The organism is Bacillota bacterium (assembly GCA_029961055.1).
Classification (GTDB): domain Bacteria; phylum Bacillota; class Sulfobacillia; order JAIMAT01; family JAIMAT01; genus JAIMAT01.
In genome coordinates this window covers 62,087-84,925 of sequence record JASBVM010000005.1, presented here as the reverse complement: position 1 = coordinate 84,925, position 22,839 = coordinate 62,087, and the positions used below count along the sequence as shown (strand labels likewise).

24 protein-coding genes are annotated in these 22,839 nt (G+C 73.0%); 3 read left to right on the top strand and 21 right to left on the bottom strand.

Annotated features, from left to right (window positions below; translation table 11 throughout):
• Nucleotides 1-1,821 (top strand): NFACT family protein, encoded by a 1,821-nt coding sequence (locus QJR14_02070; GenBank protein ID MDI3316408.1) that lies wholly within the window; start codon nucleotides 1-3, stop codon nucleotides 1,819-1,821.
• Here the strand turns inward: QJR14_02070 and QJR14_02065 are convergent.
• The 19 genes from QJR14_02065 to QJR14_01975 all read right to left on the bottom strand — a co-directional run bounded on the left by QJR14_02065 (nucleotide 1,798) and on the right by QJR14_01975 (nucleotide 19,092).
• Entirely contained in the window at nucleotides 1,798-3,000 is a 1,203-nt protein-coding gene (locus QJR14_02065; protein ID MDI3316407.1) for an acetoin utilization protein AcuC, read from the bottom strand. The two genes, QJR14_02070 and QJR14_02065, sit on opposite strands and share 24 nt — an antisense overlap.
• Before the next feature lie 18 nt (nucleotides 3,001-3,018).
• The gene (locus QJR14_02060) at nucleotides 3,019-4,410 is read right to left on the bottom strand and encodes an aspartate aminotransferase family protein (GenBank protein MDI3316406.1); all 1,392 of its coding nucleotides are present in this window, start codon (nucleotides 4,408-4,410) and stop codon (nucleotides 3,019-3,021) included.
• On the bottom strand, nucleotides 4,410-4,958 hold the full coding sequence (pyrR, locus tag QJR14_02055) for a bifunctional pyr operon transcriptional regulator/uracil phosphoribosyltransferase PyrR (protein MDI3316405.1): 549 nt from the start codon (nucleotides 4,956-4,958) through the stop codon (nucleotides 4,410-4,412). Before pyrR ends, QJR14_02060 begins: the two co-directional genes overlap by 1 nt.
• 59 nt (nucleotides 4,959-5,017) lie before the next feature.
• Nucleotides 5,018-6,001 (bottom strand): RluA family pseudouridine synthase, encoded by a 984-nt coding sequence (locus QJR14_02050; GenBank protein MDI3316404.1) that lies wholly within the window; start codon nucleotides 5,999-6,001, stop codon nucleotides 5,018-5,020.
• A gap of 34 nt (nucleotides 6,002-6,035) precedes the next feature.
• The gene (lspA, locus tag QJR14_02045) at nucleotides 6,036-6,488 is read right to left on the bottom strand and encodes a signal peptidase II (GenBank protein ID MDI3316403.1); all 453 of its coding nucleotides are present in this window, start codon (nucleotides 6,486-6,488) and stop codon (nucleotides 6,036-6,038) included.
• 106 nt (nucleotides 6,489-6,594) lie between these two features.
• The gene (locus QJR14_02040) at nucleotides 6,595-7,044 is read right to left on the bottom strand and encodes a TraR/DksA C4-type zinc finger protein (protein ID MDI3316402.1); all 450 of its coding nucleotides are present in this window, start codon (nucleotides 7,042-7,044) and stop codon (nucleotides 6,595-6,597) included.
• A 73-nt stretch (nucleotides 7,045-7,117) separates the two neighbouring features.
• On the bottom strand, nucleotides 7,118-7,579 hold the full coding sequence (locus tag QJR14_02035; GenBank protein MDI3316401.1) for a peroxiredoxin: 462 nt from the start codon (nucleotides 7,577-7,579) through the stop codon (nucleotides 7,118-7,120).
• Nucleotides 7,580-7,639: 60 nt separating this feature from the next.
• Nucleotides 7,640-10,444, bottom strand: a complete 2,805-nt coding sequence (ileS, locus tag QJR14_02030; GenBank protein ID MDI3316400.1) for an isoleucine--tRNA ligase — start codon at nucleotides 10,442-10,444, stop codon at nucleotides 7,640-7,642.
• Between the two features lie 147 nt (nucleotides 10,445-10,591).
• A complete protein-coding gene (locus QJR14_02025; GenBank protein MDI3316399.1) occupies nucleotides 10,592-11,146 on the bottom strand; it encodes a DivIVA domain-containing protein in 555 nt (184 codons plus the stop codon).
• Nucleotides 11,147-11,218: 72 nt separating this feature from the next.
• A complete protein-coding gene (locus QJR14_02020; GenBank protein MDI3316398.1) occupies nucleotides 11,219-11,527 on the bottom strand; it encodes a YggT family protein in 309 nt (102 codons plus the stop codon).
• Nucleotides 11,528-11,570: 43 nt separating this feature from the next.
• Nucleotides 11,571-12,038: a cell division protein SepF gene (locus QJR14_02015; protein MDI3316397.1), complete on the bottom strand. Its 468-nt coding sequence runs from the start codon at nucleotides 12,036-12,038 to the stop codon at nucleotides 11,571-11,573.
• Nucleotides 12,039-12,127: 89 nt separating this feature from the next.
• Nucleotides 12,128-12,931 (bottom strand): peptidoglycan editing factor PgeF, encoded by an 804-nt coding sequence (pgeF, locus tag QJR14_02010; protein MDI3316396.1) that lies wholly within the window; start codon nucleotides 12,929-12,931, stop codon nucleotides 12,128-12,130.
• Nucleotides 12,932-12,986: 55 nt separating this feature from the next.
• A complete protein-coding gene (locus QJR14_02005; GenBank protein ID MDI3316395.1) occupies nucleotides 12,987-13,328 on the bottom strand; it encodes a YlmC/YmxH family sporulation protein in 342 nt (113 codons plus the stop codon).
• 87 nt (nucleotides 13,329-13,415) lie between these two features.
• Complete coding sequence (locus QJR14_02000) at nucleotides 13,416-14,300, bottom strand: stage II sporulation protein R (protein ID MDI3316394.1); 885 nt, start codon at nucleotides 14,298-14,300, stop codon at nucleotides 13,416-13,418.
• 43 nt (nucleotides 14,301-14,343) lie between these two features.
• Entirely contained in the window at nucleotides 14,344-15,114 is a 771-nt protein-coding gene (gene sigG, locus QJR14_01995) for an RNA polymerase sporulation sigma factor SigG (GenBank protein MDI3316393.1), read from the bottom strand.
• 191 nt (nucleotides 15,115-15,305) lie between these two features.
• Entirely contained in the window at nucleotides 15,306-15,968 is a 663-nt protein-coding gene (sigE, locus tag QJR14_01990) for an RNA polymerase sporulation sigma factor SigE (protein ID MDI3316392.1), read from the bottom strand.
• Nucleotides 15,969-16,048: 80 nt separating this feature from the next.
• The gene (locus QJR14_01985) at nucleotides 16,049-16,903 is read right to left on the bottom strand and encodes a sigma-E processing peptidase SpoIIGA (protein MDI3316391.1); all 855 of its coding nucleotides are present in this window, start codon (nucleotides 16,901-16,903) and stop codon (nucleotides 16,049-16,051) included.
• A 168-nt stretch (nucleotides 16,904-17,071) separates the two neighbouring features.
• Nucleotides 17,072-18,133, bottom strand: coding sequence for a cell division protein FtsZ (gene ftsZ, locus QJR14_01980; GenBank protein ID MDI3316390.1), 1,062 nt, complete (start codon nucleotides 18,131-18,133; stop codon nucleotides 17,072-17,074).
• A gap of 140 nt (nucleotides 18,134-18,273) precedes the next feature.
• Entirely contained in the window at nucleotides 18,274-19,092 is an 819-nt protein-coding gene (locus QJR14_01975; GenBank protein ID MDI3316389.1) for an FtsQ-type POTRA domain-containing protein, read from the bottom strand.
• 38 nt (nucleotides 19,093-19,130) lie between these two features.
• On the opposite strand from QJR14_01975, the gene QJR14_01970 reads away from it, so the two are divergent.
• Nucleotides 19,131-20,447, top strand: a complete 1,317-nt coding sequence (locus QJR14_01970) for an MFS transporter (protein ID MDI3316388.1) — start codon at nucleotides 19,131-19,133, stop codon at nucleotides 20,445-20,447.
• Between the two features lie 20 nt (nucleotides 20,448-20,467).
• Here QJR14_01970 and QJR14_01965 read toward each other — a convergent pair whose 3' ends face one another.
• A complete protein-coding gene (locus QJR14_01965; protein MDI3316387.1) occupies nucleotides 20,468-21,310 on the bottom strand; it encodes a YitT family protein in 843 nt (280 codons plus the stop codon).
• Between the two features lie 128 nt (nucleotides 21,311-21,438).
• Between QJR14_01965 and QJR14_01960 the strand changes: the two genes are divergently transcribed.
• Entirely contained in the window at nucleotides 21,439-21,762 is a 324-nt protein-coding gene (locus tag QJR14_01960; protein ID MDI3316386.1) for a hypothetical protein, read from the top strand.
• On the opposite strand, the gene QJR14_01955 is transcribed toward QJR14_01960, so the two are convergent.
• On the bottom strand, nucleotides 21,747-22,748 hold the full coding sequence (locus QJR14_01955; GenBank protein ID MDI3316385.1) for a rod shape-determining protein: 1,002 nt from the start codon (nucleotides 22,746-22,748) through the stop codon (nucleotides 21,747-21,749). The two genes, QJR14_01960 and QJR14_01955, sit on opposite strands and share 16 nt — an antisense overlap.
• Between the last annotated feature and the right edge of the window lie 91 nt (nucleotides 22,749-22,839).

Here is a 22,839-nt window from a genome sequence, read left to right as displayed (position 1 = left end):
TTGCGCGCCCTGGCCCTGGAGCTGGGCGGACGCCTGGCCGGGGCGCGCGTCCAGAAGGTGACGGCGACGGGCGAGCGGAGCTTCGGCTTCCGCCTGCGTCTCGCCGACGGGACGCTTCACTGGCTGGAGCTCTCGCTCGAGCCGCAGGCGGACGGGGTTCTGCTGGACCCGCCCCGCCTGCCGGGAGGGCCGGACGGGCCGGGCGCGGAGCCGCCGGACCGCCCCGGCTTCTGGCTCGCGCAGCTCCGCCGGCACCTGGGAGGGGCGCGCCTGACCGGGGTGGACCAGCCGGGCTGGGAGCGGATCCTGCGGCTGGGCTTCCTGGGGCGGGACGCGCTGGGCGACCCGGCCCGCTACGAGCTGGTGGCGGAGCTGATGGGCACGCGCTCCAACCTGCTCCTCGTGGGGGAGGACGGCCGCATCCTGGACGCGCTCCGCCGCGCCAGCCCGGACGAGAACCCGGCCCGCCCGGTCCTGCCCGGCCTCCCCTACCAGCTGCCGCCGCCGCCGCGGGAGCCGCGCTGGCAGCCCGAGGAGGGCGAGGCGGCGCTGCTCGAGCGGCTGGCCGCGGCCGCCCGGACCGGCCGCCCGGCGGCCAAGGCGCTGGCCGCCGCGGTGGCGGGGATGGGCCCGGCCCACGCGCGCCTCGCCCTGGAGGCGGCTGGCCAGGGCGGGGCGGGACGGCTGCCCGAGGAGCCGGCGGCGCTCGCCCGCCTGGCCGGCCGGGTGGCGGCCATGCTCGGGGCGGCGGGGCGCGGCGACTTCCGGCCCGCGGTGATGGAGGAGCCGGGTGCCGAGGAGGCGGTGGCGGTGCTGCCGGAAGGGCTTCCTGCCGGGCGGCCGCGCCTCCGCCCGGTGGCCACGGTCAGCCAGGCGGTGGCGGAGACGCTCGCCCGGCGCGGGGAGCGATGGCATCTCGAGCGCCGCCGGCGCACCCTGCTCCAGCCGGTGCGGGCGGAGGTGGAGCGCCTCCGCCGCCGCCTCGAGGCCCAGCGGCGGGAGCTGGAGGAGGCGGGGGAAGCCGACGCCTGGCGCCGTGAGGCCGAGCTGCTCCTCGCCTATGCGGCCAGCTTCGCGCCGGGCCAGCGCGGGCTGGACGTGCCCGACCACTTCGAAGCCGGCCAGCCGCTCCGGCGGCTGGAGCTGGAGCCCGGCGAGCGCCCGGTGGAGCGGGCGCAGCGCCTCTTCCACCGCTACCGCAGGGCGGTCCGCCGCAGGCAGCACCTGGAGCCGGTGCTGGCCGCGACGGAGGAGCGGCTCCGCTACCTGGAGTCGGTGCTGCTGGAGCTGGAGGAGGCGGAGAACCCGGCGGAGCTGGCGGACGTGGAGGCGGAGATGGAGGCGGAGGGGCTGCTCCCCGCGCCGCGGCACACCCGGGCCCGGAGGCGGGAGCCGCCCGCCTCCACGGGGCCGCTGCGGCTCCTCTCCCATGACGGCTGGGAGATCTGGCTGGGCCGGAACAACCGGCAGAACGAGGAGCTGACCATGCGCCTGGCCCGGCCCGACGACCTCTGGTTCCACGCCCGGGGGCTCCCGGGCGCCCACGTCCTCCTGCCGGTCCGCGGACGGGAGCAGCCTCCGGAGCGGACGCGCCTCGAGGCGGCCGCGCTGGCCGCCCTCCACTCGGGCGGCCGCCGCTCCTCCTCGGTGGAGGTGGACTGGACGGAGCGCCGGAACGTCTGGAAGCCCCGCGGTGCCCCGCCCGGTTTCGTCCTCTACCGGAACGAGCGGACGCTGGCCGTCCGCCCCGACCCGGAGCTGGAGGCGGATCTGCGCAGCCTCTCCGGCGTCGCGGGCTCAGGCGCGTCCGGCCCCGCCTGAGCCGGCGGGAAGGCCGAGCAGCCGGTCGACCGTCCGCCGGTTGAACTCCTCGATCAGGGGGCGGCGCGGGATCGGGGCGAAGGCCCCTTCCTCGCCGGCCTCGGCGTCCAGGAAGTGCCGCGGCAGGGGGACCGGGCTGAGCGGCTGCCAGCGCCGGAGCCACTCGTCCGGGATCCGCTGCGGAAGCGGTCGGCCCGTCAGCTCCGCCCAGAGGAGCGCCCAGACGCGGGGCACCACCTCCCAGACGGCGTAGCCGCCCCCGCCGAAGGCGAGCCAGCGCCCGTCGCAGAGCCGGTGGGCCAGGCGGTGGAGCTCCTCGGCCGCCACCTGGTAGCTGCGGGTGGTCAGGGCCAGGTGGGTGAGCGGATCGAGCCGGTGCCCGTCCGCCCCGTGCTGGCTGACCAGCACGTCGGGGGCGAACCGCTCCAGGAGGGGGGGGACCACCCGCCGGAAGGCCTCGATCCAGGAGCCGTCTTCGGTGAAGGCGTCCAGCGGGACGTTCCAGAAGTTCCCTCTCCCCGCGCCCCGCCCGCGCTCGTCGATGGAGCCCGTCCCGGGGAAGAGATAGCGGCCGGTCTCGTGCAGGGAGATGAAGAGCAGGTCGGCCGCCTCGTAGAAGGCGGCCTGGACGCCGTCACCGTGGTGGGCGTCGATGTCCACGTAGGCGACGCGGAGACCCCACCGCCGGCGCAGGCGCTCGATGGCCAGGACCACGTCGTTGACCAGGCAGAAACCGGAGGCCCGGCCCCGCTGCGCATGGTGGAGCCCCCCGGCGGGATGGAAGAGGTGGAGGAAGCGCCCGCTGCCCACCCCGTCCGCCGCCTCCAGCGCACCCCCCGCCACCCAGGCGGCCGCCTCCGCCATGCCCGCGAAGACCGGGTCGTCCTCCGTCCCCAGCCCGAACCGCTCGGCTCCCGGCTCCGCCTCCCCGGAGCGGCTCATCCGCTCCAGCGCCTCCAGGTAGTCCGGGTCGTGGGCGACCTCCAGTTCGGCGCGGCTGGCCGCCCTCGGGCGGAGGATGTCGCCCGGCCGGAGCAGCCCGGCGCTCTCCAGCAGGTGGATGAGCAACTCCAGGCGGAGCGGATCGAAGGGATGCCCCTCGCCGAACCGGTAACGGAGCAGACGCCGGTCCCAGACCAGCGCCACCGGATCGCTGTCCCAGTGCCCGTTCCAGACCATGTCGCCCGCCGCGCGCGGCTAGCCGCGGCGGATCCGCTCGCCCAGCGCGCTGCGGACCGCCCCGGCGGCCAGGCTGAAGAAGCTCCGGTGCTCGCTGAGCACCGCCCGCACGGCGTTGAGCGTCCGCCGCACCTGCTCCTCCGTGACGACGAGCGGCGGCTCGAACCGGATCACGTTGGGGTTGTTCAGCGTGTAGGCGGTGATGATGCGGTAGCGATCCAGGAGTTGCGCCGCCACCAGGGAGGCTCCGTACTCGGCCGCAGCCCGGTTGACCAGCCCGCCCGTCAGCCTCTCGGCCCATCCCCGGGTGGGCTTCTCGAACTCCACCCCGATCAGGAGGCCCCGCCCGCGCACCTCGCGGATCATCGAGGGGAACTGGCGCTGGATCGCCCGCAGTCCGGCCAGCGCCTGTTCGCCGCGGAGGCGCGCCTTCTCCGCCAGGTTCTCCTCCACCACCACCTCGATGGAGGCCAGGGCCACCGCCATCGCCCGGGCGTTGCCGCCGAAGGTGGAGGTGTGGAGGAGCGCGCGCTCCATCCCCCCGTACGCCCGGTCCCAGACCTGCGGCGTGGTGACGAAGGCGCCCACCGGCATCACCCCGCCGCCCAGCGACTTGGCCAGGCAGAGGATGTCCGGCGTCACCCCCTCCCACTCGCAGGCGAAGAGCTTCCCCGTCCGCCCGAAGCCGGTCTGGATCTCGTCCAGGATGAGCAGCGCCTCGTACCGCCGGCAGAGCTCCTGCACCCCGCGCAGGTAGCCCTCGGGCGGCACGATCACACCGCCCTCGCCCTGGATCGGCTCCAGGATGACCGCCGCCACGTCCCGCCGGCGGAGCGCCCCTTCCAGCGCATCCAGGTCGCCGTAGGGGACGGCGTACGTCTCGGGCAGGAGCGGGCGGAAGGGGTCCTGGTACTTGCTCCGCCCGGTGACGGAGAGGGCGCCGAAGCTCTTGCCGTGGAAGGAGCCCTGGGCGTAGAGGATGCGTCGCTTCCGCGTCGCCGCGCGGGCCAGCTTGAGCGCTCCTTCCACCGCCTCGGCCCCGCTGTTGCAGAAGAAGGTCCGGCTCAGGTCGCCCGGCGTGATCTGGGCCAGGTTGTGCGCCACGGCCGCGACCAGGGAGGAGAGCGACGCCTGGAGCAGGTTGGGGGCCTCCCGGACCGCCTCCAGCGCGGCCACGATGCGCGGATGGTTGTGCCCCTGGTTGACCGCGCCGTACCCGCCCAGGAAGTCCCAGTACTCGTTCCCCTCCGCATCCCAGACCGAGACCCCGCTGGCCCGGACGTAGCGGCGGTCGAAGCCGACGCTGCCCAGGAGCGCGGCCAGACCCGGGTTGACATAGCGCCGGTAGAGCTCCCGCGTCCGGGCGCGCCCCAGGAAGAGCGCCTCCTCGAGGCGGATCAGCGGTTCCATCACTCGGTCAGCTCCATGATGGCCACCTCGTTCCGCCCGTCGACCTCCTCCAGGCGGACCTCGATCACCTCGCGGCGCGAGGTGGGCACGTTCTTGCCCACGTAATCGGCGCGGATCGGCAGCTCCCGGTGGCCGCGGTCGACGATCACCGCCACCTGGACGCGGGCCGGCCGGCCCAGGTCCATCAGCGCGTCCAGGGCGGCCCGGACCGTCCGCCCGGTGTAGAGCACGTCATCGCAGAGGACGACCGTCTTGCCGGTGATGTCCACCGGCAGCTGTGTGCCGCTGACCGTCGGCCGCTCGCTCTTCAGCGACAGGTCGTCCCGGTAGAGCGTGATGTCCAGGACCCCGGTCGGAAGCTGGACGTGTTCGAACTCCTCGATGTACCGGGCGATCCGCTCCGCCATGGGCACGCCGCGCCGGCGGATGCCCACCAGGATCAGCCCCTCGGTCCCCTCGTTCCGCTCCACGATCTCGTGGGCGATCCGCCGGAGCGCCCGCTCCAGCGCCTCCTGGTCCATGATCAGCGCCTTCTGCTGGAGGACCATCCTTCCACCTCTCCCCTCTTCCCCCCGCCCTGAAGCAGGGCGGTTCGCCAGCGCCGCCCTCATCCCTGCCGGTCCATGGTCCCCTCTCCCTGCGGCGGCCCCACCGGCTCCCCGTCCCGGTCGCCGCGGCGCAGCGCCGCCAGTGCCCCCAGGAAGTCCTCCGGCGGCGGCGCCTCGAACCGCATCGGCCGCCCTTCGACCGGGTGATCGAAGGCGAGCAGCGCCGCGTGGAGCGCCTGCCCGCGGAGGCCCAGCTTCCTCCCCATCTCGAGGGCGGCCCGGCCGCCGTAGACCGGGTCGGCCAGCACCGGGAAGCCGGCGAAGGCCATGTGCACCCGGATCTGGTGCGTCCGGCCCGTCTCCAGCCGCAGGCGGAGCAGCGCCGCCCCGGGGAAGCGTTCCAGCACCTCGAAGTGGGTGACCGCCGGGCGCCCGCCCTCGGTGACCGCCATCCGCTTCCTGCGCACGGGGTCGCGCCCGACCGGAGCCTCCACCCGGCCGCGCGCGGGCAGCTCGCGCTCCCGGCCCGGCGGGAGCCAGACCAGGGCCAGGTACTCCCGCCGCATCTGCCGGGCGTGCACCATCGCCTGCAGGCGGGCGAAGGCGCGGCTGTTCCTGGCCACCACCAGCAGCCCGGTCGTCTCCCGGTCGAGGCGGTGGACGATCCCGGGCCGCTCCCGGTCGCCCATCGCCTCCCGGCCCTCCAGCCGGCCGAGCAGCGCGTTGACCAGCGTTCCGTCGGGGTGGCCGGGGGCCGGGTGGACCACCAGGCCGCGCGGCTTGTCGACCACGATCAGATCGGCGTCCTCGTAGACGATGCGGAGCGGTATCGGTTCCGGGCGCGCGCGGGAGACCGGAGGGGCGGGCACGTCCACCGTCACCCTGCTCCCGGCGCGGAGGCGCTCGGAGGCCCGCACCGGGCGGCCGTCGACCTGCACCCGTCCCTCCTCCAGCCAGCGCTGGACCTGGCTCCGGCTCGCCTCCAGCTCCGCCTGGGCAGCCAGCCACCGGTCGATCCGCTGGCCGGCCGCCTCGGTCTCCACCTCCCTGCTCCAGACCGTGGTCGCTCCCCCCTGCTCAGGCGTCCGGCCGAGCCGGGGAATCGCCCGCCAGGAGCTGCCAGGCCAGAAGAAGGGCGCCCACCACGACCGAGCTGTCGGCCAGGTTGAAGACCGGCCAGATGCGGAAATCGAGGAAGTCCACCACCCAGCCCCGCGAGAGACGGTCGACCAGGTTGCCCAACGCCCCTCCCAGGACCAGCCCCAGCGCCACCTGCAGCCAGGGCCTGCCGCGCCCCTGGCGCAGGGCGAAGAGGACGACGCCGGCCGCGATCACCAGGCTGACGCCGGCCAACCAGTCGCTCCCCCCCTGGAAGAGGCTGAAGGCGGCGCCGGTGTTCCGGGTGTACGTGAGATGGAAGACGCCGGGCACGACGGCGATGGACTCGCCCGGCGTCATCCAGCGTCGCACGGCCAGCTTGCTCAGCCAGTCCAGCGCAAGCACCGCCAGCGCCACCCAGGCGAAGGTCACCCCGTCCCCTCCTCCGACCGCGCTATTCTAGCACGCACCGGAAGAGGGACCCCGCCTCCACCGGCTGCCGGCCTCCCCCCGGCCGGAACAGACGGAGCAAGGCGGCTCAGCCACCCTCCCCGGGCGGCTCCCGGCCCGGCCCGAAGGGCGGCGAGAGGAGCCCTTCCTCCGCCGGGCGGTCGCGCTCCGGGCCCGCCTTCGCCTCCAGAGCCCGCTGGCAGCCGGCGCAGAGGCGCGCCTCGGGGACCGCCTTCAGCCGCTCCACCTCGATGGGGCGCCCGCAGCGCTGGCAATAGCCGTACGTGCCCTCCTCCATCCGCTGGAGCGCCGCCTCCAGATCCGCCAACCGGCGTTCCCAGCGGTTGCGGAAGGCCAGGTCCTGGCTCCGCTGGAAGAGCTCGTCGCCGATGTCGGCGGGATGGTTGTCGTAGGTGGAGAGCTCCCCCAGGGCATCGCCGAGACTCCGGCCGAGCCCTCCCTCCAGATGGCCGATGCGCCGGCGGAGCGAGTCGATCTCCGCCTCCAGACGCCGGCGCAGCTCCTCGCGCAGAGACACCCAAGGCTCCCCCCCGGAAGGTAGCCTCCCCGGGGCGGGAGCCGCTCAAAACGCAACCCTGGATGGCCGGTCCTCAGCTCCCGGTGGTGCGGGAGCCCGCGTTGATGGCGTCGATCTCGGCCAGCAGCTCCTCGGTGGAGGGCATGCCGCGCTTGGCATAGCGGACGACGCCGTCGCGGTCGATGAGGTAGACGGTCCGCTGGATGCTGGTCCCGTTCTCCTTGAGGGCATCGTAGGCGGCGGCCACCGAGCGGTCCGCGTCCACCGCGATGGGGAAGGGGAAGCCCTCCTTCTCGCTCCACTTCTCGTGCGAGTTGAGACTGCCGGGGTTGACCGCCAGCACCGCCGTCCCGCGCTCTTCGTAGGCCTGGATGGCGTCGCGGGCGGCGCTCAGCTGCCGCCGGCAGCCCGGCGTGTTGTCCTTGGGATAGAAGATCAGATAGACGTTCCGGCCCCTGAAGTCGGAGAGCGAGACCTCGCCCACCCGCGTGGCGGGCAGGCGGAAGTCGGGCGCCGGTTGACCGATCTCGATCATGCACATCCTCCCTTCTCCGGACCCCGTCCGGGTGTTGGGCGCGCAGGTGGCGGGGCCGCGCTAGGTCTGCGCCGCGGCGCCTCGAGGCGGCACCTGCAGCGCATGGAGCACGCCGGCGCAGCGGCCACAGACGCCCGGGTATTCGGGGTCCTGGCCCACGTCGAGGCGGACGTTCCAGCAGCGGTCGCACTTCTCGCCCGGCGCCGGCTCCACCTCGAAGCGCTCCTCGCCCTCGGCGCCGTCGGCCTCCGCAATCTCGACCTGCGCGACGCGATAAAGGTCGGCCAGGGCAGGACCCAGGGCGGCCAGGAGCGCGCGGCGCGCCGGCGTCGTGCGGATGCGGAGAAGCGCATCCTGGGAGCGCTGGACGCGCCGGCCCTGGCGCGCCTGCTCCAGAGCCCGGGCGGCTTCCTGCCCGATGGCGAGGACTTCCCGCCAGCGCTCCAGAAGTCCGGCGTCCCGCCACGGGGAGAGCTCCTCCGGCCACTCGGCCAGGTGGACCGAGTCCGGCTCCCCGCCGGCCTTGGGCAGGAACTGCCAGGCCTCTTCCGCCGTGTGCGGGATGAAGAGCGCCAGCATCCGGATCAGCGCCCCCGCGGTGATCCAGATGGCCGCCTGCGCCGAGCGCCGCCTCGGCGAATCGGGGGTGAGGGTGTAGAGCCGGTCCTTGCTGACGTCGAGGTAGAAGGCGCTCAGATCGTTGGTACAGAAGTTGTAGATCTCGCCGAAGGCGGCCCGGAAGTCGAAGCGGTCCAGGGCCTGGGCCGCCCGCTGGGCCACCTCCGCCAGCCGCGCCAGCACCCAGCGGTCCAGTTCCTCCTCCACCCGCTCCGCGCCGCCTGCCGCCGGCCGGTAGTCAGCCAGGTTGCCCAGCAGGAAACGGAGCGTGTTCCGCACCTTCCGGTAGGCGTCGGCCGCCTGATCCAGGATCTCGTCGGAGATGCGCATGTCCTCCCGGTAGTCGGAGCTGGCCACCCAGATGCGGAGCACGTCGGCCCCGAAGCGGTCGACCACCTCTTCGGGCGCCACCACGTTGCCCAGCGACTTGTGCATCGCCCGTCCCTGGCCGTCCAGCACCCAGCCGTGGGCGATCACGTTCCGGTAGGGGGCGTGCTCGTAGACGGCCACCGAGGTGAGGAGGGACGACTGGAACCAGCCGCGGAACTGGTCGCCACCTTCCAGGTAGACGTCGGCCGGCCAGTCCAGGTCCGGCCGCTCCCGCAGCACGGCCGCGTGGCTGGAGCCGGAGTCGAACCAGACGTCCATGGTGTCGGTCTCCTTCCGCCAGGACTCCGCGCCGCAGGACGGGCACCGGGTCCCGGGCGGCAGGATCTCCTCCGCCTCGTGCCGCCACCAGGCGTCGGAGCCTTCCCCGCGGAAGAGGCGGGCCACGGCCGCCACCGTCTCGCCGTTCAGCAGCAGGTAGCCGCAGTTGCGGCAGTAGAAGGCCGGGATGGGGACGCCCCAGACGCGCTGGCGCGAGATGCACCAGTCGGAACGCCCCTCCACCATGGCGCGCATCCGCTCCCGCCCCCAGCGAGGAAGCCATTCGACCTCGTCGACCGCCTCCAGCGCCCGGGTGCGGAACCGCTCCACCGAGGCGAACCACTGCTCGGTGGCACGCCAGATGACCGGATTCTTGCAGCGCCAGCAATGGGCGTAGCTGTGCTCCACCGTCCCCTGGGCGAGGAGCGCCCCCGCCCGGTCCAGCGCGCCGACGATGCGCGGGTTGGCTTCCTGGTAGAAGAGGCCGGTGAAGGGCGAGCCCTCCTCCGTGAAGCGGCCGCGGTCGTCCAGGGGGACCAGCACCGGCAGGCCGTACCGCTGACCCACTTCGAAGTCTTCCTCGCCGTGGCCGGGCGCGGTGTGAACGATCCCCGTCCCTTCCTCCATCGTGACGTGGTCGCCCAGGACCACCGGCACCTGGCGGTCGGGGTAGAGCGGGTGCAGGAAGCGGAGCCCCTCCAGGTCGGCGCCGCGGAAGCGGGCGATCACGCGAGGCTGGCCGTGGCCGCCGTGGCCGTCGGCGCCCATTCCCATGGCCTCCAGCGCCGCGGCGGCGCGGGGGCGGGCCAGGAGGAGCGGACCGTGGCCGGTGTCGCAGACGACGTACTCCGCCTCCGGGTGGACGGCGAGCGCCTGGTTGGCCGGGATCGTCCACGGCGTCGTGGTCCAGATGACCGCCCGGCTGCCCGCCGGCAGCCGCCCCTCGCCCGGGACCGGGTCGAAGGCCACGTAGATGGAGGGCGAGGAGATCTCGTGAAACTCGATCTCCGCGTCGGCCAGGGCGGTCTCGCAGACGGGGCACCAGTAGACGGGCTTCAGCCCTTTGTAGATGTAGCCCTTGCGCACCATCTCGCCGAAGAGCTCGATCTGTCGCGCCTCGTACTCCGGCTCGAGGGTGGCGTAGGGGTGCTCCCAGTCGCCCAGGACGCCCAGGCGGCGGCACTGGTCGGTCATCACGCCGATGAATCCGCGCGCAAACTCCTCGCAGCGGTGGCGCAGCTCCAGCGGGTCCAGGTCGTGCCGGTCCAGCCCCAGCGCCTCCAGCGCGCGGTGCTCGATGGGCATCCCGTGCGTGTCCCATCCCGGCACGTACGGGGCGTCCTTGCCGCGCAGGTTGGCGTAGCGGACCACGAAGTCCTTGAGGATCTTGTTCATGGCGGTGCCGATGTGGATCTGGCCGTTGGCGTAGGGCGGGCCGTCATGAAGGACGAAGCGCGGGCGGCCGCTCCGCCTCTCGCGCAAGCGTTCGTAGAGCCGGTCCCGCCGCCACCGTTCCTCCATGACCGGCTCCCGTTGGGCCAGGTTGGCGCGCATGGGAAAACCGGTCCTGGGAAGGTTGAGCGTGTCGCTCCAGTCCATGGATCACCGTTCCCTCCAACCAGCGACAAAAAAGCCGCCCCGCCGACGCGGGGCGCACCGCCAGCCGAGCGGCCGATCTCCGCCGCCCGGCCGCCGGATCAGCGACGCCGCCCCTCCCGCCTCGCGGCGGTTTCCAGGTTGGCGTCACTATAGTGAGCCGCTCTCTCGCTTGTCAACAACCGGCGAGGTGGCTGCGGCCTCGCTTCGGGCCGGCTCCTCACCGGTCACGGTCCACGGCTCACCCCGCTGACCCGGGTGGCCCCACTGGCTGTTGACGATGGCCAGCTGGCTCTCCAGGAGACTCCGCACCCGGGCGCGGAAGGCCTCCACCTCGTGATCCAGCTCCTCCAGCTGCCGGCGCCGCCTGGCCACCTCCTCGTCCGCCTTGCGGATGCGCTCGCGCGCCTCCTGCTCCGCCTCGCGGATGATGTTCTCGGCCTCGCGGCGCGCGCTCTCCCGCATCTCCTCCGTCGTCTTCTGCGCCATCACCAGCGTGTTCCGGAGCGTCTCCTCGATCTCCTCGTACTGCTTGATCCGGCCGTTGAGGCGGGCCACCTGCTCCCGCAGCATGGTCGCCTCGCGGAGAGCCGCCTCGTAGTCCCGGTTGATCTCGTCCAGGAACTCGTCCACCTGGTCGATGTTGTAGCCGCGGAAGGCGCGGTCGAACTCCTTGTTGTGGATATCGAGCGGAGTGAGTGGCATCTCCGGTCACCCCCTCCTCCTATCGGCCCGGCCCCCGGCTCGGCTTAGGCCGGTCGCCCCCACCGTCCATCTTTAGAAAATGCGCAGGAGCACACCCATCAGCGCCGGCCAGACCACCTGCTGGACCAGGAAGAGAGCGAAGAGGACGACCAGCGGCGACAGGTCGAAGATGCCCACGGGCCGCATCCAGCTCCGCACCGGCGCCAGGACCGGCTCCGTCAGCAGGTAGACGATGCGCTGCAGCTGGTAGAACCACGAGCGATAGCCCGGCGGCTCGAACCAGCTCAGGAGCGCTCTCACCAGGATGAGCACCCAGAGCACGGTGATGAACAGGTTGACGGTCCGGTTCAGGACCTCCAGGACCAGAAGAACCGCAGCCACCCCTCTCCCGGGCGGCGCCGGTCAAGCGAGCCCGGCGCGCGCCCTACCGCTCCGGCACCCAAGGTTCGGCCTGCCCCACCACTTCCACGCTGGCGGGGGTGACCAGGAAGACCGTGGGACCGATGCGAAAGATCTCGCCTTCCACCGCGTAGACGATACCGCTGAGGAAGTTGAGGATCCGCCGCGAAGCGTCCGGATCGCTCGCCTCCAGGTTGACCACGCACGCCCGCCCGCTCTTCAGCTCGTCGGCGATCGACTGCACGTCGTCGAAGACCTTGGGCCGGAAGACACCCAGGCGCGAAAGGCGCGACTCGCTCAGAGGAAGGGTCACCAGCGCTCCCTGCCTTCCACCCCGCTTGGCCGCGGTCCGACCGTCCACCGCGACGCGCCGCGGCTCGGGCCTCGTCTCCGGTACCCTGGCACCGGCGGCGAGCGTCGTCTCCTCCTCGGCAGCCGCCTCCTCGCCCACCTCGAAGCCCATGAAGTCGAGGATGCGCGCCCACCAGGCCATGCGCCTCACCTCCGCCGGCCGCTCACCACCGCCTTGCGCCGGCTCGGCCGAGCTCACCAGCGTATTCTAGACCCGTGGGCGGTCGCCTGCTAAGAACCGCGTGACTCCGCCCCCTTCCCCCCGTCTCCCCCGCCTCCTGGGCGGAGGCCGATGGCCGCCACCATCCGCCCGGTCCTCCCCTCGCCCCGGTAGGAATAGAAGAGCTCCGGGTGGCAGCGTGTGCAGAGGCCCGCCACGTGGACCGCTTCCTCGCGCAGACCCGCCTCGACCAGGGCGCGGCGGTTGGCCTCCCACAGGTCGGCGTGGTCCCGTCCCGCCGCCGGGACGCGGAGCGGCGCCCCCGGGTAGGCTGCCTCGAGGGCGTCGAAGACCTCCTCCCCCACCTCGTAGCAGCAGGGACCGATGGAGGGGCCGATGGCGGCGAGTCCTTCCTCCGGCAGCCCGCCTGCCTCGCGCAGCCTCGCCACCAGGGCGGTCGCCACCCGGGCGGCCGTCCCCCTCCAGCCGGCGTGGGCTGCGCCCACCAGGAGACCCGCGGCCGAGGGCATGGCCACCAGGACGGGGACGCAGTCGGCCACCTGGATGGAGAGGAGGAGTCCTCTCCGGCCGCTCCACTGAGCGTCCGCCTGCGGAAGCCCGGCGGCCGCGCCGTCCGTCTCCGCCGCCTCCACCACGCGCCGGCCGTGGACCTGCCAGAGCCAGGAGGGACGCCAGCCTCCGCCCAGCGCGGCCAGCCAGCGTCGCCGGTTCTCCTCCACCGCTTCCGGGCGGTCGCCGCTGGACCGGCCCAGGTTGAGCGAGGCGTACGGCCCGCCGCTCACCCCGCCCAACCGGGTGGAGAAGGCGGCCGTCGCCCCCTCCGCCTCCAAGGCGCTGGCGCGCAGCAGGAGCACCCCTCCTCCGCCCGCCTGCCATTCGAACCCCCGCGGGAGGGGAGGGAGGGACCGCTCAGGAATGGGGAAAGCCTCCACGCCCATGGGGTTCACCTCCCGGACGCGTCTCCTCTTCGGCGCCGGCCCAGGGCCCCTCCTTCCTTCCCTCGCCCGCCGCCAGCTGCTCGCTGCGGACCAGGATGACGTCCTCGCCGATCACCTGGACCGCCGTCCAGGGGATGCGGATCTCCTTCCCGCCGCCGAAGAGGCCGAGGAGTCGCCGCTCGCCCGGCAGGATGAGCGCTCGGACGCGCCCTGCCTCCACGTCGATGTCCAGGTCTTCGATGTTGCCGAGACGCCGCCCGGTCAGGACGTCGATGACGTCCCGCTCCCGCATGTCCGAGGTACGCAGGCGCACAGGTCACCCTCCCGGTGAACCCTATGCGGGAGCTCGGCCCTCTCGAACCTCGCCCGCGAGGTGCGTGCGGAGGCGCGGAGCGGCCGGTCACGGCTCCGCGAGGAGGAGGCGCGCCCTTTCGAAGCCGGAGGCCACCCGGGGTTCCAGCGCATGGAACCAGTCCAGGAGCGCCAGCCGGAAGCGGGGTGCCGAGTCCTGGCGGCTGAGGCGGGGGGTGCCCTCGTCGAGGCGGAAGGCGTACTCGGTCAGGACCTCTCCGGAGCCGGCGGGATCGGCCGCTCCAGGCCAGGGATCGGCGGGCGCGAAGGCCGCTTCCGTGGCGGTGGAGGGCGGCGCCGCCGGCCGGGTGTCCTTCCCCTCGCCCCGGCCGGCGTGGCCCGGGACCGGCTGCCGGACCTGGCCGCTGGCCAGGGGAAGGCAGAGCTGGGGAAAGAGCAGGCACCACCAGTTGTGGCCCCGGGCGGGGCCCAGGCGGACCTCCACCGCCGGATAGACCGCGGCGGGCAGCCAGAGCGAGCCGGTCCGCTTGGCCGGGTAGCGGAAGTAGCCCACCGCCACCTCCACCCGCTGTCCCGACCCCGCCCGCCGGAGCACCCTCTCCGCCAGCGCGGCCCAGGCGGTGCGCCGCTGGCGGGCGCGCTCGAGCACCCTCTCCGCCTCCCCCGGCCCCGCGGGCAGCGAGGGATGCGACAGGTCGCGGACGATCACCGGGAGGAGGGCGCGCACCACCCGCTCCTTGTCGCGCTGGTCCGCCGGGCGGTCGCTGGCCGCCAGGAAGTGAAGCTGGACGAGCCCTTCGGGACCGCCCCGCGAGGCCACCAGCGCGCTGCCGGCCGCGGCGCCGCGCAGCGGGCCCCCCAGGAGGAGGCCCGTCGCCACCAGCAGCGCCAGGGCCGGCAGGAGCTGCCGCGCCGGCGGCCGGCCGCTCGGCCGCCCGTCGACCTGTCGCCAGAGAGTGCGCGCACGGCTCATGGTTCCGTCCACACCGCCTTCTCGAGGGATGATGGGGCCGCCGTCAGAGGTGGCGCCGCATCTGGAGGAGCGCCGCCTTCTCCAGGCGGGAGACCTGGGCCTGGGAGATGCCGATCTCCTCGGCCACCTCCATCTGGGTCTTGCCGGCGAAGAAACGGAGGTTGAGGATCTGCCGCTCGCGGCGGCCCAGCTTCTCCATCGCCTCGCGCAGGGCCAGGCTCTCCAGCCAGCGCGCATCCGACTGGCTCTCGTCGCTCACCTGGTCCATGACGAAGATGGGGTCGCCGCCGTCGTCGTAGATGGGCTCGAAGAGCGAGATGGGCTCCTGGATCGCCTCCAGGGCCAGCGCCACCTCGTCGGCGGCCACGCCCAGTTCCCGGGCGATCTCGTCGATGGAAGGCTCGCGCCCGTTCTGGTGGGTGAGCCGGTCACGCACCTGCATGGCGGTGTACGCCACGTCCCGCAGGGAGCGGCTGACCCGGATCGTGTTGTTGTCACGCAGGTAGCGCCGGATCTCGCCGATGATCATGGGAACGGCATAGGTGGAGAAGCGTACATTCTGCGAGAGGTCGAAGTTGTCGATAGCTTTCATCAGGCCGATGCAGCCGACCTGGAAGAGGTCGTCCACCGGCTCGCCCCGGTTGTTGAACCGCTGGATGACGCTCAGCACGAGGCGCAGGTTGCCCTGGACCAGCTCGGAGCGAGCCTTCCGGTCGCCCTGCTGCATGCGCTGGAAGAGCTGGCGCATCTGCTCGTTGGTGAGCACCGTCAGTTCCGAAGTGTTGACGCCACAGATCTCCACTTTGTTCGCCAAGGTCCGGCCCCCCAGGCGGGCGCTTCCCCCGCGACCGGAAGGAAGCGCCCGGCGTCGAGGCGATCGATCACCCGATCCAAGCCGGAGCTTGTACGAGATTCTTGCGTTTTATACGTGCACAAAAGAAGCCGGCCCGCGTGGTCCGCAGGCCGGCTTCTCCCAGGGAGCCCCGAGCCCGGCTGGGTGCGGCGCTACTCCATGGCCAGGATCTCCTTGCGCAGGCGCCGCATGATCCGCTTCTCCAGGCGCGAAATGTAAGATTGCGAGATTCCCAGCAGGTCGGCCACCTGTTTCTGCGTGTACTCCACACCGTCGCGCAGCCCGAAGCGGAGCTCGATGATCTTCCGCTCGCGCCCGTTGAGCCGGGAGAGGGCGCGGCGGAGGAGGGCCCGGTCCACCTCTTCTTCGACGCTCTGGTAGATCATGTCCTGATCGGTGCCGTGCACGTCCGCCAGCAGGAGCTCGTTGCCGTCCCAGTCGACGTTGAGAGGCTGGTCGAAGGAGACCTCGCTCCGCGTCTTCGCGTTCCGGCGCAGATACATGAGGATCTCGTTCTCGATGCACTTGGAGGCGTACGTCGCCAGCTTGATCCGCTTGCTCGGGTCGAAGCTGCGAACAGCTTTGATCAATCCGATGCTGCCGATGGAGACCAGGTCCTCGACGCCCACCCCGGTGTTGTCGAACTTGCGCGCGATGTAGACGACCAGGCGCAGGTTCCGCTCGATGAGCGGCGTCCGCGCCGAGTCGTCGCCCCGCTCCAGGCGCCGGATCAGCTCCGCTTCCTCGTCGCGGGTGAGAGGCGGGGGCAGACTCTCGCTCCCGTTGAGGTAGCCCAGCGCCTCGCCGCCGCCCAGGGCGCCCCAGAGGCGGGCCCATCGGACCGCCCAGCGGGCCGTCCATGACCGCCATGCCAGTGTTGCCTGTTGCCAGAGCCTCACCGCATCAGCCTCCTCCCGGCCGCCAACGCCGCCGCGGGCACCAGCGCCAGCACACCGCGGCCCGGGGCCGGTGGTGCGGGCGCCACCGCCACCACCAGTTCCGCCTCGATCCGCTCCCCTCCCATCCGGATCTCCGTTCGCTGCGGGCGCCAGGCCGGCAGAAGCCCCTTCTCGGTCGGTCCCTGATAGGGGACCCAGCGCAGCGCCGACTCCAGGGATCGGGGCGGTTCCACGCCCTGCCGCCAGAAGAGGAAGAAATGGCGCCCCTCCTCGCCCAGGAGCGGTTCCAGGGCGCCCGCCCAGACCAGGGCGGCGGGCAGGCCGCTGAGCGGCTCCACCAGGGTGTCGCCGGAGTCGATCAGCGCCTCCAGGACCAGGGTGCGCTCACCCTCGCTCAGCAGCAGCTGGCAGTCCCAGGCCTGGAGCGCCCACTGCCGGCGCCCGCTGCGGGTGAGCCGTTCCATGGCCAGGCCCCCGACGGCCAGGGCGACCAGCAGGAGCAGCCAGCTCCAGCCGCCCGCGGCGGGGGAGACCGGAAGGGCCAGGGCCACGCCCGCCACGACGGCGCCGGCGGCGTAAAGGTAGCCCGCCTGCCGCGCAAGCGCCGCCGGTCCGTGCCACCCGTGGGCGACGGGCAGCATGAGCAGCGAGACGACCGCCAGCCAGGGCAGCCGCAGCTTGCTCAGCAGGGGGAGCACCTCGCCTGCCGTCGCCAGCGTCGCGCCCACGGCGGCGGCGGCCAGCACCCGCCCGGCGCGCGGCCGGAGACCCGCCAGCCGGCCGGAGACCAGGAGGAGGACGGCGTCGACGGCGGCGTTGACCAGCCAGTAGACGTCCAGGTAGACGACCATGGGCCCCTCCGGAACATTCGATCCCTATGCCGGCGCCCGCGCACCGATGCCACCGGGCCCGACCCAGGATAGCGAAGGCCCCGGCGCGACCGCTGTCGCCCCGGGGCCCCGGAGTCTCCCCGCCGCCTGCCCATCTTCGATCGCCCTCGGCAGGCCGCCTTCGGCTCCCTAGCGCGCCTGGCCCCTCCGCCGCAGGAAGGCGGGGATGTCCAGATCGTCCGAACGGGCGAAGGGCTTGATCTCCAGCTCCTCCAGCGGCGCCTCGGGCTTGGGCCGGCTGGCGTCGAAGCCGGTGGCGATCACCGTCACCCGGATCTCGTCCCGGAGCGACTCGTCGATCACCGCGCCGAAGATGATGTTGGCCTCGGGATCGACCGCCTGCTGGATGATGGCGGCCGCCTCGTTCACCTCGAAGAGCGCCAGGTTGGCGTCGCCCGTGATGTTGAGCAGCACCCCCCGGGCGCCCTCGATGGAGGTCTCCAGCAGCGGGCTGGAGATGGCCGTCCGCGCCGCCTCCGCCGCCCGGTTCTCGCCCGAGGCCACGCCGATCCCCATCAGCGCCGAACCGGTCTCGGTCATCACGGTGCGCACGTCCGCGAAATCCAGGTTGATCAGGCCGGGTACCGTGATCAGGTCGGAGATCCCCTGCACTCCCTGCCGCAGCACGTCGTCGGCCACCCGGAAGGCGTCCACCATGGAGGTCTTCTTGTCCACCACCTGCAAGAGCCGGTCGTTGGGGATGACGATCAGGGTGTCCACCTGATCGCGCAGCGCGCGCGTGCCTGCCTCCGCCGCCTGGGCCCGCGGCTTTCCCTCGAACGAGAAGGGCCGGGTGACCACACCCACCGTCAGCGCACCCAGCTCCTTGGCGATGGAGGCGATCACGGGCGAAGCACCGGTACCCGTCCCGCCGCCCATACCGGCGGTGATGAAGACCATGTCCGCCCCCTTGAGCACCTCGGCGATCTGGTCGCGCGACTCCTCCGCCGCACGCTTGCCCACCTCGGGGTTGGCGCCCGCCCCCAGCCCCTTGGTCAGCTTCTGGCCGATCTGGATCTTTTCGGTGGCATCCGAGAGCCCGAGCGCTTGCGCGTCGGTGTTGACGGCGATGAAGTCGACCCCGTGCAGGTTCGCCCGGATCATGCGATTGACGGCGTTGCTGCCGCCGCCGCCGACACCGACCACCTTGATGACCGCATAACTGTATGCAGAAGGCTCTAGCTCTAACAATTTCTTCCGCTCCTCCCGGGTACCTGTTCCCCAGGAAGTCAGGCATGCCCCCGGTCTTCTGCCTGTCCTTCGCTAGCCCCTTTGCAAACCCTGCCGTGCCACCGCTTCACTTCCCTGATTCGACCTGATTCGCCCCGGCTTTACCCGCCGCCGCTGGCCCCGGAGGAGCCCGGGGGCTCCCGGGGCGGCCAGGCCACGGCCGGCCGCCCCGGTGCCCGCAGGTCGACGTAGAGTGGCTCCAGCCCCCTCTTCGCGCCCTCGGCCAGCACCCCGAGCAGCTCCTCCGCCACCTCTCGTGCGGCCGGTTCCGGCCCCACCCAGACCGGGATCCGCCGCGCCGGGGCGGCGCCGGGCCGGGCGGCCGGCTGAAGCCAGAGGGTGAGGCTGCCGTCGGCATGGACGTCGACAGCCGTGAGGGGCGGCCGGGCGCCAGCCAGGAGCGCGGCCAGCGCCACCGGCCGGGCTGCGGCGGGACCCAGCGGGCGCCCCGGGCGGACCGCAGCCGGTCGTCCCAGCCGGATCAGCGGCAGGCCCGGGTGGTCGGGCCGCTTCAGGAAGGGGACGCCGTAGCGGTCGACCCACCAGCTGCTCCCGTCCTGGGCCGCGACGGCCGCCACCGGCTGCCGTTCGACGACGGCGATGCGCAGCCCGTCCGGCCAGAGGAGCTGGACGTTCGCTCCCTCTACCCGGGGATCGCGCTCGAGCCGGGCGACCATCTCGCCCGGGCGGACCTGCCAGATCGGGAGCTGGTAGCGGAGACCCGCCTCCCGCACGACTTCCTCGGCGGTCAGCTGGCGGAGTCCTGTCACCTCGACCCTCTGCACGCGCAGCCCCGGCCACTGCAGGAGCTCGTAGGCGAGAATCGCCGCCAGCACCGACACGATGCCGATCCAGAGCAGCCGGCGCTCGCGCGCCCGCCCGCGGGCATCGGGTCGACGGCTTCCGGGGAGACTAGCCACCGTCGTCGCGACTCTTCCCGGAAACGGAGGCATCCTGCGTGCGCTCTCCTACCGTGGGCGCCCTCCTGGCGCTGGTCTCGGTCCCCTTCTGCATGGTCCTCTCCAACTCGCTCCTGATCCCGGTCCTGCCGTCGATCCAGCGCGGCGCCCATCTGAGCGCCTTCCAGGCCGGCCTTCTGATCACCGCCTTCTCCGTCACCGCCGGGCTGGTCATCCCGTTCGGAGGGTACTTCTCGGATCAGATCGGCCGCAAGGCGGTGATCGTCCCCGCCCTGGGCCTTTTCGGCCTGGGGGGGCTGCTGGCGGGGCTCGCCCCGCTCTTCAGCTCCCATCCCTTCGCGTGGCTGGTCGCGGGCCGCCTGATCCAGGGGATCGGTGGGGGCGGCACCTACCAGGTGGCCATGGCCCTGGCCGGCGATATCTACCGCGGCGGCGAGAGGGTGAAGGTGCTGGGGACGCTGGAGGCCGCCAACGGGGCTGGAAAGGTGGCTGCCCCGATCATCGGCTCCGCCCTGGGCGTGCTCGGCTGGATGGTGCCTTTCTTCTTCTATCCCCTGGCCTCCTGGTCGGCCGCGGCCGCCGTCCTCTGGTTGATCCCGCCCCCCCGCGCCCGCGGCACGAGGAGGAAGCGGGCGCTCCGTGCCTACCTGGGCGACCTGGGCGAGGTCTTCCGCCAAAAGGGCGGGCCGCTCGCCATCCTCTTCGCCGTCGGCTTCGTGGCGCTCTTCATCCTCTTCGGCTTCCTCAGCTATTATTCCGACCTCCTGGAGTCCTTCTGGGGCGTGAAAGGCTTCGTCAAAGGCTGGATCATGGCCATCCCCGTGGGCGCCATGGCGCTCCTCTCCTACCTGACCGGGAGGGTGCTCCGCCAGCGGATCCAGCGCTGGAGCCGGGCGCTCCTGATCGGCGGCCTCGCCCTGGGGGCCGCCGGCTTCGTCCTCTCCGCCTGGTGGCTGAGGAGCCTCTGGGGCCTGACCGCCGCCGTCACCCTCGTCGGCGTCGGCAACGGCCTCCTGCTCCCGCCGGTCAATACCTTGGTGACCAACAGCGTCGGTCCGGCCAAACGCGGCCTGATCACCGCCCTCTACGGGACCGCCCGCTTCTTCGGTGCGGCGTTGGGGCCGCCCGTCTTCACCCGCGTGGCCGACCTGAACCGGCCCCTGGTCTCCTGGGGAGCCGCCGGGCTCCTGGCGCTCGCCCTCCTGCTCGTCGGCACGGGCATCCACCCGGCCGCCCTGCGGAACTGGACGGCGGCCCCGGCCGGTCGAGACGCGCCTGCGGGCGCCGTCCACGCCGCCGTCGAGCGCGAACCGAGGCGGCCGGAGGAGTCGCTCCGGCCCCAGGGCGGGCATTGACGGTCCCTAGGAGGGGCGTCCTAGGAGCGCAGGAAGCCTTCCCCCAGCACCTCGGAGACCTCGCCCAGCGCCATGAAGGCGGCGGGGTCCAGCTGGTGGACGAGCTGCCGCAGCTCGGCCACTTCCTCGCGGCCCACCACCACGTAGAGGAGGGCGTGCTTCCGCCCGGTGAAGGCGCCCTCCACCTCCAGGCGGGTGACGCCGCGCTCGAGCCGCTCGAAGACCGCGCGCACGATGCGGTCCGCCTGGTCGGTGACGATCCAGGCCACCATGGCCGTACGGGCTCCCTCCAGGAGGAAGTCGATGACGCGCGTGCCCACGAAGAGCGCGAGCGCCCCGTACAGCGCCCGCTCAGGCCCGAAGAGGAGGCCGCCGGTGCCGATGATCACGACGTCGATCCAGAGGATGGTGCTGCCCACCGGCCAGGGAAACCAACGCTGCAGCGAACGGGCGAGCGTGTCCGAGCCGCCCGTCGATCCACCCGCCCCGAGCACCAGGCCGGTGCCGAGGCCGCTGAGCACGCCGGCGTAGAGCGAGGCCAGGAGCGGATCGTGGGTGACGGTGGGAAGGCCGGAGGTGAGCTGGACCCAGCCCGCGAGCGTAGCGATGCCCAAGAAGGTCCGGGCGATGAACCGGTGGCCGTGGGCGCGCAGCCCCAGGGCCAGGATGGGCAGGTTGAGGAGCACGATGGTGACGCTGACCGGCACGCCCAGGGTGTGGAGGAGGATGACGCCGACACCGCTGACGCCGCCGTCCACGATGCGGAAGGGTACCTGGAAGAGGTTGACGCCCAGCGCGATCAGACCGGTGCCCAGCGTGATCAGCAGCGCCCGGCTCCAGCCGGCGTCGACGAGCTTTGCCACGAGACGACGGATCGGACTCTCCCCCTCGCTTCCTCGCCAGGAATCTACCCTACGCTGTCGAAATCGGGGTGAAAAGCGGCTCCCTTGCCGATCCGGCGAGGGGCGGCGGGCGCGAGGAGGCAGGTCGCTTGATCCGATCGACGGCGCAGGCGGGCTTGGCGCCACTCTCCACGGGCGAGGAGCTGCTCGCGCTCCCCGGCGTCCTGCGGTTGGCGGTCTGGCCCGAGGCGGTCGAGCTGGAGAGCGCCCAGGAGAACCGGCGGTTCCCCCGCATGGGCGAGCCGGTCCACGTCCTGGACGGGCACCTCCATCCCCGCCCGGCCGGCGGCGGGCGGAGCCGCCTGGCCGCCTTCTACTACTTCGAGGCCCCGGGCGTGACCGTGCGCGTCATCCGCGACGGCGGGGCGCTCTACTGCCTGGCCAGCCGCGGGGCGGCTCAGGCCGTCCTGTAGGCGACGCTCCCGGAGCCCTGCGCGGGCCAGCTGCCGCGCAGGACCGCCTGCAACCCGTCGGCCACCGCCTCGGGTGCGTTCTCGGCCGGCAGCATGCGCAGCTGCATCCTCCTGCCCATGTGATCCGCCAGGCCCCGCATCAGGGCCACCCCGCCCACCAGGTGGCCGCCGTCCTCCCAGACGTCGGCCAGGAGCTCGGGCGGCGTCTCCCCCAGAAGCCGCGCGACGTTCTCCGCCAGCTCGTCCAGGACCGGGAGCAGCGGCTCGGTCAGCTCCGCGGCAGGAACCGTGACCACCGCCGGCAGGCCGTCGCCGAGGCGGACACCTGCCACGCTCACCTGCTCCCCCGCCGGCGCGGCCCCCGGGGCAGCCGCGGCCTTCTTCAACCCCTCCGCCGTGGGCCTGCCGATCACGAGCCCGTGCTGCTGGCGGAACCAGCGGACGAGCGCCTCGTCCATCGCCGCGCCGCCCACCGCCCAGCGGCCCGCCCGGGCGATGCCGCCCGCCGTCACCACGGCGGCCGAGCTCTCCTCCGCGCCGATGTCGACGATCAGCCGCCCGCGGGGCGCTCGGACCTCCAGCCCCAGCCCGGCCGCCGCCAGCAGCGGCGCCGCCAGGAAGTGGACCTGCCCCGCGCCCGCGTTGGCCAGCGCCTGTTCGATGGCGCGCTCGTCCACCTGGCTCTGCTGCCACCGGGCCGCCACCAGGACCGGCCGTGCCCGGCGGAAGCGGCTCCGGCCGGCGCCCAGCGCGGTCAGGAGCCGGCGGAGCAGCGCTTCCGCGGCGTCGTAGTCGGCGATGGCCCCCCTGTGGATGGGATGGACCAGCTCCAGCCCGGTGGGCGCCCTCCCTTCCATGCGGCGCGCCTCGTCCCCGCAGGCGACCACCCGCTTCGGATCCGCGCGCCGGACGGCCAGCACCGACGCCTCCGCCAGACGCCGGCCGCCACCGTCCACCAGCCGCACGTTGGCGCTGCCCAAATCCACGCCGAAGCCGCCCTGCCAAGGGGCGGCCCGGCGCAGCGGAAACCCTCTCGCGGCCAACTCGACAACGCCTCCCGGCTCCGACGGTCCAACC